Here is a 16853-nt window from a genome sequence, read left to right on the forward strand (position 1 = left end):
GTTAATCTGGGTCATCAAGAATCATTCAACAGGAAGGATTTTAACGTGGCTAGTAAAAAACAAATAATTCTACCAATTGCCGTTCTTGCGGTGGGAATTGCAGCGGCTGTTGCCATGTCTGCAATGAAACAACCTCCAGAAGAGAAGAAAGAAGAAATAGTACATCCTCTCGTACAGGTTCAACCTATTCATATTGACCAAATTAGGCTGAACGTATCGTCATACGGTATCGTGATGCCAAAATACAGTACTGAGCTTGTTGCTCAGGTCAGCGGTCAAGTCATTTCATTGTCTGACAAGTTTGTCAAAGGTGGCTTTGTCAAAGAAGGCGACGTGCTTGCTCGCATCGACCCGAATGACTATGAAGCGTCGCTGATTGAAGCCGAAGCGGCTTTAGCACAAGCCAGCTCAGCGCTAGAAATAGAGCAAGCTCAGGTGCAAGTAGCAAAAGCAGAATGGCAAAGGATTAAAGCAAACGCTAACGAAAAAATACCTTCCGAACTTTATTTAAGAAAACCTCAGCTCGCTGAAAAGTTAGCAAGCTTTAAAGCTGCGCAGGCAGCGGTGAAAAGAGCGAACCGAAATTTAGAGCGTACTTATATCAAAGCGCCTTACGATGCGATTATAGAATCTCGCACCGTAAGCCTTGGTAGTGTAGTCAATCCCGGTAATGGCTTTGGTAAACTCAATGCGACATCTGTTGCGGAAGTACGCCTCCCTGTTGCCGATAATGAATTGAAATACCTACCGCAACAAGGTGTTGGCACCGATGTCGTGATCACAGCAGAAGTCGCTGGTCAACCGATGAGTTGGAAAGGTGAAATAGTCCGCAGTGAAGGCGTTATCGATAACAAAAGTCGCATGACCTACCTTGTTGCTCAAGTCGAACAGCCTTATCACAACAACGTAAAACCACTACGTTTTGGCGCTTATATCAACGCTGATATTCAAGGTTTGTTAGTGCAAAATGCCACTATGCTTCCTCATCACTTAGTGAAAGAAGGTCGCGTTGCAACATTGGATGACGATAACAAGCTGAGTTACAAAAAGGTCAATATTATTAGAGAGTACAATGGCATGGTCGTCGTTGATAACGGCGTTGAGTCAGGCCAACAGATCATTACTTCAGCGCTGGACTATCCGTCTGAAGGGATGCAACTACGTACAGACGATACTCCTTCGCAAAGCGCAAACACCCAATTGGCGCTCAAAGAGGAGTAAGGTTTATGCATAGTCAAAGTACAGAAAAAGGCTTAATTGCTTGGTTTGCACGTAACCCAGTCGCAGCAAACTTATTGATGATATTTATTATTGTGGGCGGCTTGCTTACCGCGTTTTCGATCCGCAAGCAAATGTTTCCACAATACGATAGTAACTGGATAAGTGTTCAAGCTGTGTATCCGGGCGCGGCACCTCAAGAGGTCGAGGAAGGGATCACGATTAAGATCGAGGAATCCATGGAAGGTCTCGAAGGGATCAAACGCTTGATCACCTACTCTAATCGCGGTTACTCGCAAACTTGGATAGAAGTAGACGAGCAGTACAACACCAAAGAGGTACTCGACGAAGTCAAGATGCAAGTAGACTCCGTCTCAACTTTCCCATCAGGAATGGAACGCCCTATTGTACGTCACGACAAAGCAACCCAAGAAGTGATGTGGTTGTCACTCAATGGCGACTTGAGTCCCCATGATCTTAAAGAGCTTGGTAATCGCATTCATGAAGAAATGCTGTCGTTACCTGGCGTTAACCTTGTACGCTTTGATGGTGGCCTGAACTACGAAATCTCTATTGAGATAAGCCCTGATAAAATGCGCGAATACGGCCTAAGTTTTAGAGCAATTTCGGATGCAGTAAAGAGCTTCTCAGCGAACATGTCTGCTGGCCAAATTCGCTCCGAGAATGGCTATATTTCAATGCGAGTTGAAAACCAAGCCTATCGCGGTGACGAGTTTAGAAAACTCCCCTTACTAACACTACCAGACGGCGCACAGGTTAGCTTAGGCGACGTCGCCACCATTAACGATGGCTTTGAAGAAGGACTTCAATACTCTAAATACAATGGTAAGAACTCACTAGTGTATGAAGTTAGCGCGTCAAAAGACCAAGACATCACCAAAGTTGCAGATATCATTAAGAACTACCTTGAGGCAAAGAAAGGATCACTGCCACAAGGCGTAGAACTTGAACCTTTTATTGACTTGACCTATTACCTTAATGGCCGCCTTAACATGATGCTAGAAAATATGGCGTTAGGTGGCGTATTAGTTATGCTAATGCTTGCTCTATTTTTACGTGTGCGTTTAGCATTTTGGGTCATGATGGGGTTGCCAGTTAGTTTCTTAGGTGCATTTTTAATGATGCCAATGGGTTATTTAGATGTAACGATTAACTTAGCCTCACTCTTTGCCTTTATTTTGGTGTTGGGGATTGTCGTTGATGACGCAATAGTCGTCGGTGAATCCGCCCATGCTGAAATAGAAAAACATGGTCATAGCCTCGATAATGTCGTTCGTGGTGTAAAACGTGTTGCTATCCCAGCCACTTTTGGTGTGCTTACTACTGTTGCTGCTTTCTTGCCGCAAACATTAGCAACCGGCCCAACGGCAGCATTTTCTAAAGCAATTGGTGGCGTAATAATTCTTTGCTTACTATTCTCTTTGGTTGAATCTAAGCTGGTTTTACCTGCGCATTTAGCAGCGATGAAAGACAAACCAAGCAACCCTAAAAATCCGTTCCACCGCCTCAGAGAAAAAATGGATAGCGGCCTTCAATCTTTCATTGAAAACACGTACCGCCCATTCATTGTCCGCTGTATTCACTACCGCTATACCGTTATTGTTGGATTTTTAACCATTTTAATTGTTAGCGCCGGGATGTTTGCTGGTGGCTTAGTGAAGTTTGTTGCTAACCCAAAAATCCCACATGATTTTCCACGTATCTCGATTGATATGAACTTATCTTCGTCAGAAAACGCGACGCTTGAGTCAATTCAAAAAATTGAGCAAATGGTACTGAATGTCGACAAAGAAATTGAGGCTGAGTATGGCAAGAAAATGATCCGTGATTACATGGTGAATATGAACGGCCGCACAAGCGCAAATATTATGGTGATCTTGGTTGAACCAGATGCACGCCCAATCGATACCTTTGCACTCAGCGCCCGCTGGCGTGATACAATGCCTGCACTGCCTGGTGTTAAATCGCTAAACATTCAAGATAGCATTATGAATGGTGGCCGTGATGACGGAGACATTAGCTTTAGGTTAGAAGGTAAACACAAAGAAGAGCTTCGTGAAGTCGCACAGAAACTAAAAGACAAGCTAGCAACTATTGAAGGTGTTGGTGATATCAATGACTCTATGCAATCAGCAACCGATGAAGTGCAGCTTGAGCTTAAACCATTAGCGTACAGCCTTGGACTCACGTTGGCGGATGTTGCATCCCAAGTGAACTTCAGTTATTACGGCCTTGAAGCACAGCGTATTTTACGTGATGGTGAAGAGATCAAAGTAATGATCCGTTATCCTAAAGAACACCGTGATGCCATTAGTGACATTCAGGACGTGCGTATCTTAACGCCTCAAGGTGCAGAAGTGCCGTTGGTAGAAGTGGCTGACGTGAAATTGGTAGACGGTGTTAACCGAATTCGCCGAGAAAACGCCAAACGCACTATTAATGTTTGGGCATCAGTTGATACAGAAATCGCACAACCTTTTGAGATAGCAAAACAGGTTCGTGACGAATATCTTCCTAGTCTATTAAAGAACTACCCTAGCGTTCAGAGTGCAGTGGCGGGTCGCGTACAAGAAGAAATGGACAGTGTTGCTGAGCAAATTCGTGACTTTGCCCTGTCATTAATGATTATCTTCGCACTACTGGCAATTCCACTACGCTCTTATTCTCAGCCTGTCATCATTATGTCTGTGATCCCATTTGGTGTAGTCGGCGCGGTATTCGGTCATATGATATTGGGAATGACAATGAGTAGTTTGTCGTTCTTTGGTATTATTGCCGTGGCAGGGGTTGTAGTGAACGACTCTTTGGTTATGGTTGATTTTGTCAATAAAGCACGCGAAGAAGGTATCGATTTGAAAGCCGCGGCCGTCGAGGCCGGATGTAAACGCTTTAGAGCAATCTTGCTCACTTCGTTGACCACCTTTATCGGACTTGTACCAATCATTATGGAAACGAGCCTACAAGCTAAAATTGTTATTCCAATGGCGGTATCGCTTGCGTTTGGTGTGTTGTTTGCCACGGTGATCACCCTCGTACTTATCCCTTGTCAATATGTGGCACTTGAAGATGTTAAACGCGTTGGCCGCAAATGGTTTAAAGGTAAAGGCTCGGCTGATAGCCAACAAACGACACCGGAGCTAAATTCTAATACTCACTAAGTAACAAATTACTAGCCCACAAAAAAGCTCGGAAACTTCCGAGCTTTTTTATTTTTTATACAGATATTACTGACTGTAATGCGCAAAAAAGCGCTTTACTCTATCCATTGCAGGCTGTAAATCATCTTTATGTGGTAAAAACACTAATCTAAAATGATCCGCACTGGGCCAATTAAAAGCACGTCCGTGGACAAGTAGAATTTTTTCTTCTTTGAGCAAATCCAGCACCATGCGCTCATCATTCTTAATATTAAACCGCTTTACGTCGACTTTTGGAAACGCATAAAGCGCGCCCTTTGGCTTTACACAGCTTATCCCTTCGATATCGTTTAAACCTTTAAACGCAATATCACGCTGCTCATACAAACGCCCACCCGGTTCAATGAGTTGGTCGATGGATTGTATGCCTCCGAGCGCTTGTTGAATGGCAAACTGTGCAGGAACATTGGCGCATAATCGCATAGACGCGAGCATTTCTAAGCCTGTGATCAAGTCCCGCATCACTGAATGCTTACCACTGATCACCATCCAGCCCATGCGGATCCCGGCCGCACGATAGGTTTTTGCTAAGCCGTTGAAAGTGATAACTGGGATATCATCACAAAGACTCGCAATTGAAAAATGCTCTGCATCATCATATAAAATCTTTTCGTAGATCTCATCACTCAGTATTAATAGCTTGTGTTCTCTGGCAACCTCAATTAATGCCTCAAGCAATGCTTTATCATATACAGCACCGGTCGGATTATTTGGGTTGATCAGCACCAATGCCTTTGTACGACTCGTGATTTTACGCTTGATATCTTCGATATCTGGAAACCAGTCTTGCTCTTCATCACAAAGATAATGCACTGGATTACCGCCTGATAATTTAACAGCGGCAGTCCATAGCGGATAATCCGGTGCGGGGATCAACACTTCGTCACCATCATTGAGTAAGGCTTGTGCGGTCATTTGGATCAATTCACTGACGCCATTGCCAATGAAGATGTTATCGACACTAATATTAGGAAAACTTTTTTGCTGATAATATTGATACACGGCGACTCGGGCAGAATACAATCCTTTTGAGTCGCAATAGCCCTGTGCAGAATATAAGTTTTTTATGATATCTCGGTGCATATCTTCTGGCATATCAAAGCCAAATGCCGCCGGATTGCCAATATTTAATTTAAGGACTTTCATGCCCTCGTCTTCCATTTTTCTTGCTTGATCCAATACCGGACCACGAATATCGTAACTCACCCCGTTGAGCTTATTACTTTTTGTTATTTGTAGCATCTATAACCCCCTCATTTTGCTCAAGCATATATCACAATGCCGTCTAAATTCTATGCTTGTGATAACTTTTTATGCTTCAAAAAAGCAACTTACAAAATGAAGTGATTAGGGTGGGATAAATAAGCGCAATATTAGGTTTCAGAAAATAAAAAAGGCCGTATAAACGACCTTATTTCCGCTCTTTGGCTTATGCTGGATTTAAGACTGTGCACTCACCCACTGCTGCAGTTTCGCTTTTGAACCTGCAACTTGTGCTGCCAGCTTCTCAATAGAATCATCAACAATATCCTGCTCCCCTTGAATAAGGGCATGCTCTATCATCTTTGCTAAATCGCTCAAACTAGCGGCCCCAAACTGAGCAGCGTTAGATTTCAAACTGTGAGCATGACGAATGGCAGCTTCTTGATCCTGATTCAAATTCAGCATCAACTCCGATTCTAACCGCTCGAATTCAGAACAACAAAAATGAACCGTATCTTCGAATTGCTCGCCCAGCAACATTTGCATGTTTTCTAGGGCACCTTCATCTATTACGATGCTCATAATTTTCCTTAAATTTAATATTCTATTACTTATGCTAGCCAAATCTGGTTTCTTGTGCAAAGTAAATGCGGGCAAGATATGATAAAATATGACTTATATTAAGAAACACCTCATCAAACATGAAACGTAATACCTGTCCAGTCTGTCAGTTTCCCACAAAAACTTGCGTATGCTCCTATATTGGTAACGTGATACCAAATGCGACTCAAGTTATTATCATGCAGCACCCAAGCGAAGTAAAAGTCGCCAAGAATACCGCAAAGCTCCTCGCCTTGCAGTTAGACAGTTTTGCGCTGTATGTTGGAGAAAATACCACTGACTTTGAAGAGTTGATTAACTTCTGCAACGGAAACCATGTTGCACTACTTTACCCAAACAGCCACGCTAAGACCTTAACTACAGAACATAATCGCGCTCAAAATCTTGATGCCATCATCTTATTGGATGGTACTTGGAAGAAAGCCACTAAGCTTTATAAGCTCAATCCGTGGCTAAGCCAGTTACCCAGTTTTCAGTTCGATTCGGTAAATGCGAGTGAATATACTATTCGTAAATCTAAACATGAATACAGTTTATCAACACTTGAAGCGGCAGCTCAATTTCTCGAGATTGTAGATCAATGCGAAACTGCGGATCTCTATAAACTTCAAGCAGGCATGGTGAAAGAACAGATGACGCGAATGCCTGATGATGTTAAGGCTCGGTATTAAAGGAAGAAAATGCCAAGCTCGAGACTACTGCGCGGATACACTCGCCGAGGACCCAATTATCGATTCGGCGATCAAGTTGATTTCAGTAAAATTAAACAGACCTTTGGCTTTAAAACCATGACCATTGGTCATTGGGTTACGCCCGAAGAAACCCGTTTATCCGCCAACTTCATTTATGATGCCCTCGCAGATCTAGCCCAAATATTACAGGTACCACCAGAAGTCATTGGCCTTCGGGGAACACTTAATTTTGCTTTTGGTACAGGCGGTCAACAAGGTATTCAAGCGCATTACGCGGCAAATACGAGAACACTCGCGTTAGCAAAAAATGCCGGCGGTGGCGCACTTGCCCACGAATGGTGGCATGCATTTGATCACTATATTTGCCAGCATTTAATAACACAGCCAAAAAAGCCTTTTGCATCGTCAGCTTGGTTACTTTCTACTGAAACCGTATTACACCCTCTGAACAATGCTTTAGCAACATTTTTTGCGCATACCTTTTTAGATGAACAACATCAAAAACCAAATCGGTATTTTCATACCGCCAAGATTGCTGATAGCGCAAACAAACAAATATATTACGCCCTGCCCGAGGAGCTAACAGCTCGGATGTTCGAGGCCATTATTGCCTATCACAGCGATATATCAAATTCATTTTTGGCCGCGGGAATTAAAGGTTCAGAACAAGAAAAACTGGGGATTTACCCAAAGCATGAACATAGAAAACGATGCGCTGAGCCCATTTTTCACTACTTCAGCGAACTAGGAAAGATTTTATATCACCAGCATAGGTGACTTTACTTAGCCAACTCTTAAATTCCGTGAACGGCAACGGACGTGAAATAAAATAGCCCTGTGCAAAGTCGCAGCCATAGGCCTGCAAACGAATGTAGCTATTGATATCCTCAACCCCTTCTGCCACCACCCTTGATCCTAAACTGTGCGCCATATCACACGTCGCTTTACAAATTGTTTGGTTGCTCTTAGATGTCTCAATATCCATCACAAAACTTTTATCAATTTTAAGTTCATCAAATCCAAGTTTACTCAAATATGCAAGTGAGGAATATCCAGTACCAAAATCGTCTATCGCCACCTTTACGCCGATTGAACGATAATCATCTAACACCCCTTTGAGCTCTGCTTCTTTTCCTATCGTTACAGATTCCGTGATCTCTATCATTATTTGAGAAGGTGCGAGTGATAATTCATTGATAAGCGTAATAAGCTGTACCGACAACTCTCTTCTACTCAAGTCACGACCAGATACGTTGATTGAAATAACGTGCTCAGGCAATAACTTGGTTATCTCAGCTTGATAATGAAGCGCATGCTCAATCACCCATTCGGTGATCTCATAAATTTGCCCTGAAGACTCCGCAATCGGAATAAATTCGTCAGGTGGTATGTAACCAAGTTCAGGGTGAAGCCAGCGCAGTAGCACTTCCGAGCCAAATACCCTGCCAGTCCTGAGGTCTACCTGCGGCTGAAAGAATAAACTGAACTGTTCATGTTCTATCGCACTTTTAAGAAACGAGGTGAGCTTTAATTGTCGCTCAGTCGAAATAGAGCTTTCAACATCAAATAGATGCCAACGTTGACCATTGTGTGACTTAGTATTAAGAGCCTGCAGCGCGCGCTGGATAAGCTTCTCAGTGGATTTTGCATGCATTGGATAATTCGCTACCCCAACCTCTAGACTATCGACAATCTGCGTGTCTTTATAGCCAACCCCTTCTTCGAATACAGCTGATAAAATACATACATATTGCTCAACTTGACTGACCTCTATTTTACCATCAAGCACGATGGCAAACACTTGGTCTTCTAGGCGGTAAATAGGTGTGTTTCGTTTATTTGCAACGGCAGCGCTACCATAAGTATTGATTTGCTCAGAGACCTCTTTGAATAACTTATTGATGTGCTGATTTGCAAAGGTTAAGCCAAAACTCAGCCTTATTGATGGCAGGATCAGTGGTTTAAAAAGCAACAATGTATGCGCTTTATTTTGCTCCTCAAGCTTAGCGAGCGAACCAAACAGGGCGAATTTATTGGGAAGTGCAGTCTCTTTATCAAACTCAGCGTAATGAATATACATACGCCGCTTTTCCGCATCATGCCAAACCACAAACAGTAGTAAGAGCATTAAATGTAGGCTGATCAACACATGGTTTACGATTGATATTTGCTCACTTGGTTGTATTAATTGACTCCCAGCAAAACCAATTAATACCGCCACCATAGGAGACCAAATTGCGCAGCAAAAATAGACTTCTTTACGGCTGTCTTTATCTTGACTTACCAAAATCATCGTACTTAATACAATCGCACCAATAACCATTATGGACTGAAGTGCAAACGGTAAATCCACTTTAGCAAACGCCACAATGACACCACTTAGTAAGTAGATATATGCGGTCGTCTTGATGGTTAGCTTTATCTTTCTATCAAGCCTATTTTTAGTAAGGAAATGATGAAAAAACAAAAGGCTGAAGCCGAGTGCAAAACACACAAAGCTGCCACTGTAATGTAAAAAATGAATGCTATTTTGGTAGCTGAAAAAGATATCAGCGAGTCCTTTATGGGTGACGTAAAGGCAGGCTAATGACAGTAAATAGCCACCAACCGAAAGCAGGCTTGCGCGTTTCGAAATAATACCGGTACTGAGCATGAAAATACTCAATAAAAACATTACCCCCAGAAACAATCCAGTTAAAAATAGATGAGCATTGGTATCTTCTATATAAACTTCATAAGGATCAATACTCACTCTGGACAAGGAAACATAGGGTGATTGAACTTTAACAACGATCGGCTCAATATGGCTATTTGCATCAATTACCAAATGGGGGGAAAAATGGGATAACGATGTATGATTATTACCTGCAGGGATTTGAGTTAATTTTCCAATAGGGTCCGTGGTAAAAAACTCAACACTGCCCATGGATGGACGTGCGACTGTTAGCACTTGGACTGACAGATCATCGCGAACGAGGTTTGTGATTCGAAGCCAAACCGCAACACCCTTTGGAATAATTACCGTTTCTTGCGATACATTAAACTGGGCCTCGGAAAAGTCACCATAGCCTACTGAAATTAAAGGTCTTGCTTCTATAGTTTCTGCGGCCAGCTGCGTTTCAGCAGTAGCCAACATCGCAAAGATGCAACACACAATTATCGTAAACATCAGTGTGGCATACCTAGCAGCGCTAAGCCACATACCCATTCTCCTTGAGTCACTTTGACGGTGATTTATCAGCCTATTCGTTATGCAAAGAACCAAGCGTTAACGTTCAAGAAAAACACCAACCTGAAAACATTGGCTATGAGCTTCTCTTTGCAAATCAGAAGGCAACGCCATTCGCGCACTAATACCTATTTCACTTTGTCTACTGCAGTCATTCGCATGACGCTTTCGCCGACAACATAAAAAACGCATTACAATAAGTATGGTTTGGATCAAAGCAAATGCAAAAATATTATTGAATTTAAATCGTTATGGTTATTTGATGGGGGATCAAAAATGTAAAGATGGCATGCCGTTATAGGGGGTTAAATATTTAATTATAAGATTGGAACAACAACTTGTTCTCCAGCCGCTGTTATTCCAAAACTAAGCGTCAGATTTGTTTGTAATAGGCCAACTATTTACACACAAATCCTCTCGCCTACCTATTCAATTAACTGTCGTCACTAATACGCGAAGCAACCGCACTATTTTGATCCTTATATTTGGCGTCTTTACGCTCGTTATAAGGGAATTGCGCAGCACTTGTCATCGTTTCAAAGCTCATCGCACCTATTTTCATGTTTGGCCTAAGTGCCAAAGGCAACTTACCTGAGTTATAGAACTCTAATACGATGTTTCCAGACCAACCGGGATCAATACGATGCGCAGTAACATGAACCATTAAACCTAGCCTTGCCAGCGACGAGCGGCCATCTAACCAACCAACAAGGTCGGCAGGTAGGGTTACCTTTTCATACGTCATTGCCAGCGCAAGCTCACCAGGGTGTAAGAAAAACGCTTGGCCATCTTCTAACACAATTTCGTCACTCATGATGGATTCCATCGCGGCATTGATCTGATCTTTAGGACCACTGAGATCAACGTAAGGCGCGGCATGGTCCTGAAACACTCTAAACTTGTTACCCAGTCTTAAATCCACGGTAACGCCTGAAATCATATCTGGCTTAGGTGTAGGTTCGATGATTATGCGTTGTTGTTCAATCGCTTCTCGAATATGGGTATCCGATAATCTCATTCTTAGTCTTCCGTCATCACAATCTCAACACCCGATGTTGAGTCTGATTGGTAATATAACATACTGGCAACCAGTTGGGCACAATCAACATAGTGATCTGCTATACCATAATTGTCAGTCTTGCTTTCTGAGTTAGGCTCACGGACTGTGGCAATGATATCTTCGCCCTGCTCCGTTGCTGTTCTGATCTGTTCGTTAAGCGGTACTTCCGCAAGCAAAGGCACACCATAGCGACTCGCCAACGTGGTGCCACCAGAGTGACCAAAAATATGGTTGCGGCTACCACATTGCTCACAATTGAAGTAACTCATATTTTCGACCAAACCTAAAATGGGGAGCTGCACTTTTTCAAACATCGCGATGCCCTTCTGGGCATCTGCAAGCGCCAAGGTCTGCGGTGTGGTGACAATCACCGCACCACTGGCTGGCACTTTTTGCGTCATGGTAAGTTGGATATCTCCTGTGCCAGGTGGCATATCAACAATCAGATAATCCAGCTCGCCCCAATCCGTTTCATTTAACAATTGAGTAAGCGCTTGAGAAGCCATTGGTCCTCGCCAAACAGTGGCGTCCTCTGCTGGGACCAAAAAGCCGATAGACATGGCTTTAATGCCCGACTTTTCAATTGGTAGTAAGGTTTTATCATCTTTCGCCTGAGGTTTTTCATCCTCAAGAGCCAGTAAACTAGGTAGCGAAGGGCCATAAATATCAGCATCTAGCACACCGACTTTCGCGCCTTGAGCACGTAGCGCATACGCCAAATTAATCGCAGTGGTAGACTTACCCACCCCGCCCTTACCCGAGGCAACAAGAATAATATGTTTAATGGCTTTAAATTTTGGTCTGCCGACTACGACGACTTTCGATGTCACCTCAATTGGCTTACCTAAGTGTTGCTGCAGATAACTGGCAATTTCTTGATCACATTGAATAGCAAATGGAAAATTAATTTGTACTTGAATTTGCGCCTTTGATTCTTGTGTTTTGATCACCCAATTTGCATCAATTCCCACTGGTAATGCGGCACTACGATAGCCATTTAAAAGCTCAATGATTGCCTGTTTGGTGTTTTTTCCCTTGGCAAACCATTTTTCCAGTCCAAACATACAAATTAAACTCCTCTGGATGATGAAAATAGCCACGGAATTATGTAACATTCAACTCATTAAAACCAGTCAATTCGCGGTTCATGGTCTGAACGAAGGTGAGTCACTAAGCACACTTGTCCATTCAAGTGTTAACTCGGTGAATAATCAACCAATTCAACACCATCAATTAGAAAGATCGCGCTAAATTCATGGAATCGTTATGACGAAGAGAAAAATTCTCATTACCAGTGCATTACCATACGCAAATGGCCCCACTCACTTAGGCCACTTGCTGGAATATATTCAAACCGATATTTGGGCTCGCTTCCAAAAGTTACAAGGCCATGAAGCCTATTATGTATGTGCAGACGATGCGCACGGCACGCCAATCATGCTAAATGCACAGAAGCAAGGTATCACACCTGAAGAAATGGTTAAGCAGGTGAGTATTGAGCGTCAGCGTGACTTTGCAGACTTCAATATCGAGTTTGATAACTATCACAGCACACATAGTGACGAAAACCGTGAACTAAGCGAGCTTATCTACACTCGTTTAGACGAAAAAGGCTATATCAAAAAGCGTACAATTTCACAGTTATTTGATCCAGAGAAAGGCATTTTCCTACCAGATCGTTTTGTTACTGGTACTTGCCCGACTTGTAAGTCTGAAGATCAAAATGGCGATAGCTGTGATGCCTGCGGTGCAACCTACAGCCCAACAGAGTTGATTGAGCCAAAATCTGTGATGTCTGGTGCGACACCTATCTTGAAAGATTCAGAGCATTACTTCTTTGACTTACCAGCATTCGAAGACATGCTAAAAACATGGCTACGCTCAGGTAGTCTGCAATCTGAAATGGCGAACAAGCTAGACGAATGGTTTGCAGACGGCTTGCAGCAGTGGGATATCAGCCGTGACGCCCCCTATTTTGGTTTTGAAATCCCAGGCGCGCCTGGCAAATATTTCTATGTTTGGTTGGATGCACCAATCGGTTACATGGCAAGCTTCAAAAACCTTTGCGAGAAACAAGGCCTAAACTTTGACGAGTTTTGGGGTGAAGGCTCTGACGCCGAGCTTTATCACTTTATCGGTAAAGACATCATCTACTTCCACAGCCTATTCTGGCCTGCAATGCTTGATGGCGCTAATTTCCGCAAACCAAATAACGTATTCGCTCACGGTTTTGTCACCGTGAATGGCGCTAAGATGTCTAAGTCAAAAGGCACTTTTGTAAAGGCTCGTACCTACCTTGAACACTTAGACCCTGAATATTTACGTTATTACTACGCGGCTAAACTAAACAGCGGCGTTACGGATTTAGACCTCAACTTAGAAGATTTCGCGGCACGCGTAAACTCAGACTTAGTGGGCAAAGTGGTAAACATCGCGAGTCGCTGCGCAGGCTTCATTACTAAGAAATTTGACGGCAAGCTAAGCGGCTCTATTATGGACGAAGCGCTACTAACTAGCTTTGTTGCTGCAAAGGGTTCAATCGCGATACATTTTGAAAACCGCGAATACAGCCGCGCAGTACGTGAGATCATGACCCTTGCTGACAAAGCAAACCAGTTTATTGATGCCGAAGCACCTTGGGTGCTTGCAAAGAATGAAGAGACGCTTGAGCGTGCACATCAAGTGTGCTCTATGGGTCTTAACCTATTCCGTGTATTACTGACTTATTTAAAGCCTATCCTTCCAGGTATGGCGAAAAATGTAGAAGCTTTCTTAAACACTGAGCTAAGTTGGGAAAGCGTTGACAACGCCCTTGTTAATCATGAAATCAATAAGTTTAAGGCACTAATGCAGCGTGTTGAACTTGATAAAGTGAATGCGATGATCGAGTCTTCGAAAGAAAGTCTTGAAAAGAAAGTGGGTGGTCAATCTTTAGCAGCAGATCCGAATAGCCCGCTTGCCAAAGAGCCAATCGCTGCGGAAATCGAATTCGATGATTTTGCCAAAGTTGATCTGCGTGTCGCAAAAATTGCCAACGCAGAGCATGTTGAAGGTGCAGATAAACTGCTTAAACTTACGCTTGATTTAGGTGGTGAAACGCGCCAGGTGTTTGCTGGCATTAAGTCTGCTTATTCACCTGAAGATCTTATCGGCAAGTTAACAGTAATGGTTGCAAACCTAAAACCTCGCAAGATGCGTTTTGGTATGTCAGAAGGCATGGTGTTGGCTGCAGGTCCTGGTGGTAAAGAAATTTACATCTTGAACCCAGACGAAGGTTCACAGCCTGGCATGCGAGTGATGTAATCACCCTATTACTTGTATACAAATAAAGGCTTCCATTTAGAAGCCTTTATTTTTGCCTATATCAAACCTTCGCGCCAACAAGTTGCCAGCTTTAATCTACACCAAATGCACCGAAATATTGAGTATCGCAAGCCATAACACCAGAATTAAATTGCCCAGCGCACCGAAGGTATCATTTACTTGCTCACTAAAAAGCGTAAACATAATAAAGACTAATGCCCATCCTTTGCTGTTCAATATTTACACAACTAATCTAATCGCTTTTTAAAGCGCATCGTCGCAATCATAAAGCCAATCACACTAAAGGCGACTAAACAGAGTAAATCAAAATACAAATCGCTGAAATGCGCGCCTCGAAGTACCACAGCTCGGATCGACCGTACGTAATGTGTGGCAGGTAAGATCTCTGCAAGGTATTGCGCCGCTCTTGGCATCGCCGCAAATGGGAACATAAACCCTGATAGCAATATCGCAGGCAGTAACACAAAAACCGTCATTTGCATTGCTTGTAATTGGTTCTTGGCTTTGGTGGAGATCAACAGTCCTAAGGTAAGGCTCGCGGTGATAAACAACAACGTCACGATAAGTAAACTTGGCATATCAAAATTGAGCGGTACATCAAATAGCCAATGTCCTAAAAATAGTATTATCGCCATTTGAATAAAGCCAACAAGAATGTAAGGTAGAATTTTACCTAACATCAGTTCGGTTGGCCGAACCGGTGTGGTGATAAGAAATTCCATATTACCCTGCTCACGCTCTCTAACCAGCGCTGAGGAGGTAAATAGGATCATCGTCATCGTTAATATAATAGCAATCAAACCGGGAATAATATTAACCGACGAACGTTTCTCTGGGTTAAAGTAATTTTGCAGCGCAAAAGCTGGGTCTGGCAGTGCAGGCATAGGTAACCTTTTGATGCTAATTGGCAACTTGCTGAGTCCTGCCACGGCACCACTCAATAGCGGATCGGAACCATCAATCAACCACTGTGCAACGCTATGTTGCGCCGTACTATTACCCACTTTATAGCCACTTAGTTGATAATCACGATTGAGCTGCCGACGCACAAAATCAGCAGGAATAACCAACACGGTATTCACCTTTCCTCTGGTAATGGCCTGCTCAGCCGCCGCAATTGAATCGTAATAGCCGATAAAGTCAACAACTTGAGTGTTGGCTGCGGTTTGGATCAACTGTCTGGATTGATAAGTCTGACTAAAATCTACAATACCTGCGGAAACATGTCTTACGTCAGTGTTAATTGCATAACCAAATAGCAACAGCTGCGCCAATGGCAGCATTACAATCATCGCAAAGGTGATGCGGTCGCGTGCCAGCTGCATAAACTCTTTACTGACGATGGCATTTAACCTACGCAAGCTCAGCATAGCCCCTCCCTGTGCTCGTTACAAACACATCCTCAAGGTTAGCGCGAGTGAAATCCACTTCGTAACCACCTCCAGATTCAGCTCGCAATAATGCCAAAGGTTGTGATTCTTTTTTGTTTATCAACACCCTAAGGCGAGCACCTATTTGGGAGACGGAAATCACACTGGGTAATGAAGCTAAACGTGTTTTTAATGCCGCGACGTCGTCACCCACAACTTCGCACACCGAAACCTTTAACTGTTCCATCAGCGCGACGGGACTATCATCCGCACGCTTTACACCTTGCTCTAAGATAGCAAGGCGGTGACAACGCTCAGCCTCGTCCATATAATGGGTAGACACTAAAATGGTCGTGCCCTGCGCACTTAAACTAAATAACTGCTCCCAAAATGCACGACGATTTTCCGGGTCAACCGCTGACGTCGGCTCATCTAAAAAGAGCAACTCTGGTTTATGAATAACCGCAGCTGCAAGCGCGAGGCGTTGTTTTTGTCCACCACTCAATGCACTGGACTGCACCGATTTTTTATCTTCTAATTGGTATTCCTGTAGCAGCTCAGCCACTCTACGCTTAACATCATTGCGTGATAAACCATAAATTTTCGCCACAAACTCGAGATTCTCCAGCACACTTAGCGACTCGTATAGGGAAAATTTTTGCGTCATGTAGCCTAGTCGATTACGCAAGCTTTCACCATGTGCCTGGACATCTTTTCCCATAATACTGACATGACCTTTAGTTGGTGTTAATAGCCCAGTCAACATCCGGATTGTGGTTGATTTTCCGCAGCCATTTGGCCCCAGAAAACCGTAAATTTCGCCCTGTTTTACGGTAAGGTCTAGGTTTGAAACCGCCCAATAGTCGTTAAACTGCTTACCCAACCCTTTACTTTGGATCACGATTTCCTTGGTCATTC

The 16853-nt window shown here is 43.3% G+C and carries 12 protein-coding genes; 5 read left to right on the forward strand and 7 right to left on the reverse strand.

Features of this window, described 5'->3' with window-relative positions:
• Positions 1 to 45 precede the first annotated feature (45 nt).
• Positions 46 to 1221, forward strand: a complete 1176-nt coding sequence (locus DS891_RS04565) for an efflux RND transporter periplasmic adaptor subunit (protein ID WP_010604595.1) — start codon at positions 46 to 48, stop codon at positions 1219 to 1221.
• A gap of 5 nt (positions 1222 to 1226) precedes the next feature.
• Positions 1227 to 4397 carry an efflux RND transporter permease subunit gene (locus DS891_RS04570; RefSeq protein WP_174168980.1) on the forward strand — a complete coding sequence of 1057 codons (3171 nt, stop codon included), beginning with the start codon at positions 1227 to 1229 and terminating at the stop codon, positions 4395 to 4397.
• A gap of 66 nt (positions 4398 to 4463) precedes the next feature.
• Here DS891_RS04570 and DS891_RS04575 read toward each other — a convergent pair whose 3' ends face one another.
• A complete protein-coding gene (locus DS891_RS04575; RefSeq protein ID WP_010604593.1) occupies positions 4464 to 5678 on the reverse strand; it encodes a pyridoxal phosphate-dependent aminotransferase in 1215 nt (404 codons plus the stop codon).
• Positions 5679 to 5876: 198 nt separating this feature from the next.
• Entirely contained in the window at positions 5877 to 6221 is a 345-nt protein-coding gene (locus DS891_RS04580) for an Hpt domain-containing protein (RefSeq protein WP_010604592.1), read from the reverse strand.
• 119 nt (positions 6222 to 6340) lie between these two features.
• Here DS891_RS04580 and DS891_RS04585 point away from each other — a divergent pair, with 119 nt between their 5' ends.
• On the forward strand, positions 6341 to 6931 hold the full coding sequence (locus DS891_RS04585) for a tRNA-uridine aminocarboxypropyltransferase (protein ID WP_174168981.1): 591 nt from the start codon (positions 6341 to 6343) through the stop codon (positions 6929 to 6931).
• 9 nt (positions 6932 to 6940) lie between these two features.
• A complete protein-coding gene (locus DS891_RS04590) occupies positions 6941 to 7729 on the forward strand; it encodes a CLCA_X family protein (protein WP_174168982.1) in 789 nt (262 codons plus the stop codon).
• Here the strand turns inward: DS891_RS04590 and DS891_RS04595 are convergent.
• The 3 genes from DS891_RS04595 to apbC all read right to left on the reverse strand — a co-directional run bounded on the left by DS891_RS04595 (position 7689) and on the right by apbC (position 12305).
• Positions 7689 to 10154 (reverse strand): EAL domain-containing protein, encoded by a 2466-nt coding sequence (locus DS891_RS04595; RefSeq protein WP_174168983.1) that lies wholly within the window; start codon positions 10152 to 10154, stop codon positions 7689 to 7691. The genes DS891_RS04590 and DS891_RS04595 overlap by 41 nt on opposite strands.
• 460 nt (positions 10155 to 10614) lie before the next feature.
• On the reverse strand, positions 10615 to 11199 hold the full coding sequence (dcd, locus tag DS891_RS04600) for a dCTP deaminase (RefSeq protein WP_010371648.1): 585 nt from the start codon (positions 11197 to 11199) through the stop codon (positions 10615 to 10617).
• Between the two features lie 2 nt (positions 11200 to 11201).
• Positions 11202 to 12305 carry an iron-sulfur cluster carrier protein ApbC gene (gene apbC, locus DS891_RS04605; protein WP_174168984.1) on the reverse strand — a complete coding sequence of 368 codons (1104 nt, stop codon included), beginning with the start codon at positions 12303 to 12305 and terminating at the stop codon, positions 11202 to 11204.
• Between the two features lie 202 nt (positions 12306 to 12507).
• On the opposite strand from apbC, the gene metG reads away from it, so the two are divergent.
• A complete protein-coding gene (gene metG / locus DS891_RS04610; RefSeq protein ID WP_174168985.1) occupies positions 12508 to 14544 on the forward strand; it encodes a methionine--tRNA ligase in 2037 nt (678 codons plus the stop codon).
• 248 nt (positions 14545 to 14792) lie between these two features.
• On the opposite strand, the gene DS891_RS04615 is transcribed toward metG, so the two are convergent.
• Both DS891_RS04615 and DS891_RS04620 read right to left on the reverse strand, forming a co-directional pair.
• Positions 14793 to 15935, reverse strand: a complete 1143-nt coding sequence (locus DS891_RS04615) for an ABC transporter permease (RefSeq protein ID WP_010371660.1) — start codon at positions 15933 to 15935, stop codon at positions 14793 to 14795.
• On the reverse strand, positions 15919 to 16851 hold the full coding sequence (locus tag DS891_RS04620) for an ABC transporter ATP-binding protein (RefSeq protein WP_174168986.1): 933 nt from the start codon (positions 16849 to 16851) through the stop codon (positions 15919 to 15921). The genes DS891_RS04615 and DS891_RS04620 overlap by 17 nt, the downstream gene beginning before the upstream one ends.
• Positions 16852 to 16853: the final 2 nt, after the last annotated feature.

Origin of the sequence: Pseudoalteromonas sp. JC28 (assembly GCF_013319255.1) — a bacterium.
Classification (GTDB): Bacteria; Pseudomonadota; Gammaproteobacteria; order Enterobacterales; family Alteromonadaceae; genus Pseudoalteromonas.

What these genes read in the sequence shown, in the direction of transcription:
- DS891_RS04615 (WP_010371660.1), bottom strand. Translation starts at nt 15,935, where the DNA reads ATGCTGAGCTTGCGTAGGTTAAATGCCATCGTCAGTAAAGAGTTTATG.
- DS891_RS04620 (WP_174168986.1), bottom strand. Translation starts at nt 16,851, where the DNA reads ATGACCAAGGAAATCGTGATCCAAAGTAAAGGGTTGGGTAAGCAGTTT.
- DS891_RS04595 (WP_174168983.1), bottom strand. Translation starts at nt 10,154, where the DNA reads ATGTGGCTTAGCGCTGCTAGGTATGCCACACTGATGTTTACGATAATT.
- DS891_RS04580 (WP_010604592.1), bottom strand. Translation starts at nt 6,221, where the DNA reads ATGAGCATCGTAATAGATGAAGGTGCCCTAGAAAACATGCAAATGTTG.
- DS891_RS04585 (WP_174168981.1), top strand. Translation starts at nt 6,341, where the DNA reads ATGAAACGTAATACCTGTCCAGTCTGTCAGTTTCCCACAAAAACTTGC.
- apbC (WP_174168984.1), bottom strand. Translation starts at nt 12,305, where the DNA reads ATGTTTGGACTGGAAAAATGGTTTGCCAAGGGAAAAAACACCAAACAG.
- DS891_RS04590 (WP_174168982.1), top strand. Translation starts at nt 6,941, where the DNA reads ATGCCAAGCTCGAGACTACTGCGCGGATACACTCGCCGAGGACCCAAT.
- metG (WP_174168985.1), top strand. Translation starts at nt 12,508, where the DNA reads ATGACGAAGAGAAAAATTCTCATTACCAGTGCATTACCATACGCAAAT.
- dcd (WP_010371648.1), bottom strand. Translation starts at nt 11,199, where the DNA reads ATGAGATTATCGGATACCCATATTCGAGAAGCGATTGAACAACAACGC.
- DS891_RS04575 (WP_010604593.1), bottom strand. Translation starts at nt 5,678, where the DNA reads ATGCTACAAATAACAAAAAGTAATAAGCTCAACGGGGTGAGTTACGAT.
- DS891_RS04570 (WP_174168980.1), top strand. Translation starts at nt 1,227, where the DNA reads ATGCATAGTCAAAGTACAGAAAAAGGCTTAATTGCTTGGTTTGCACGT.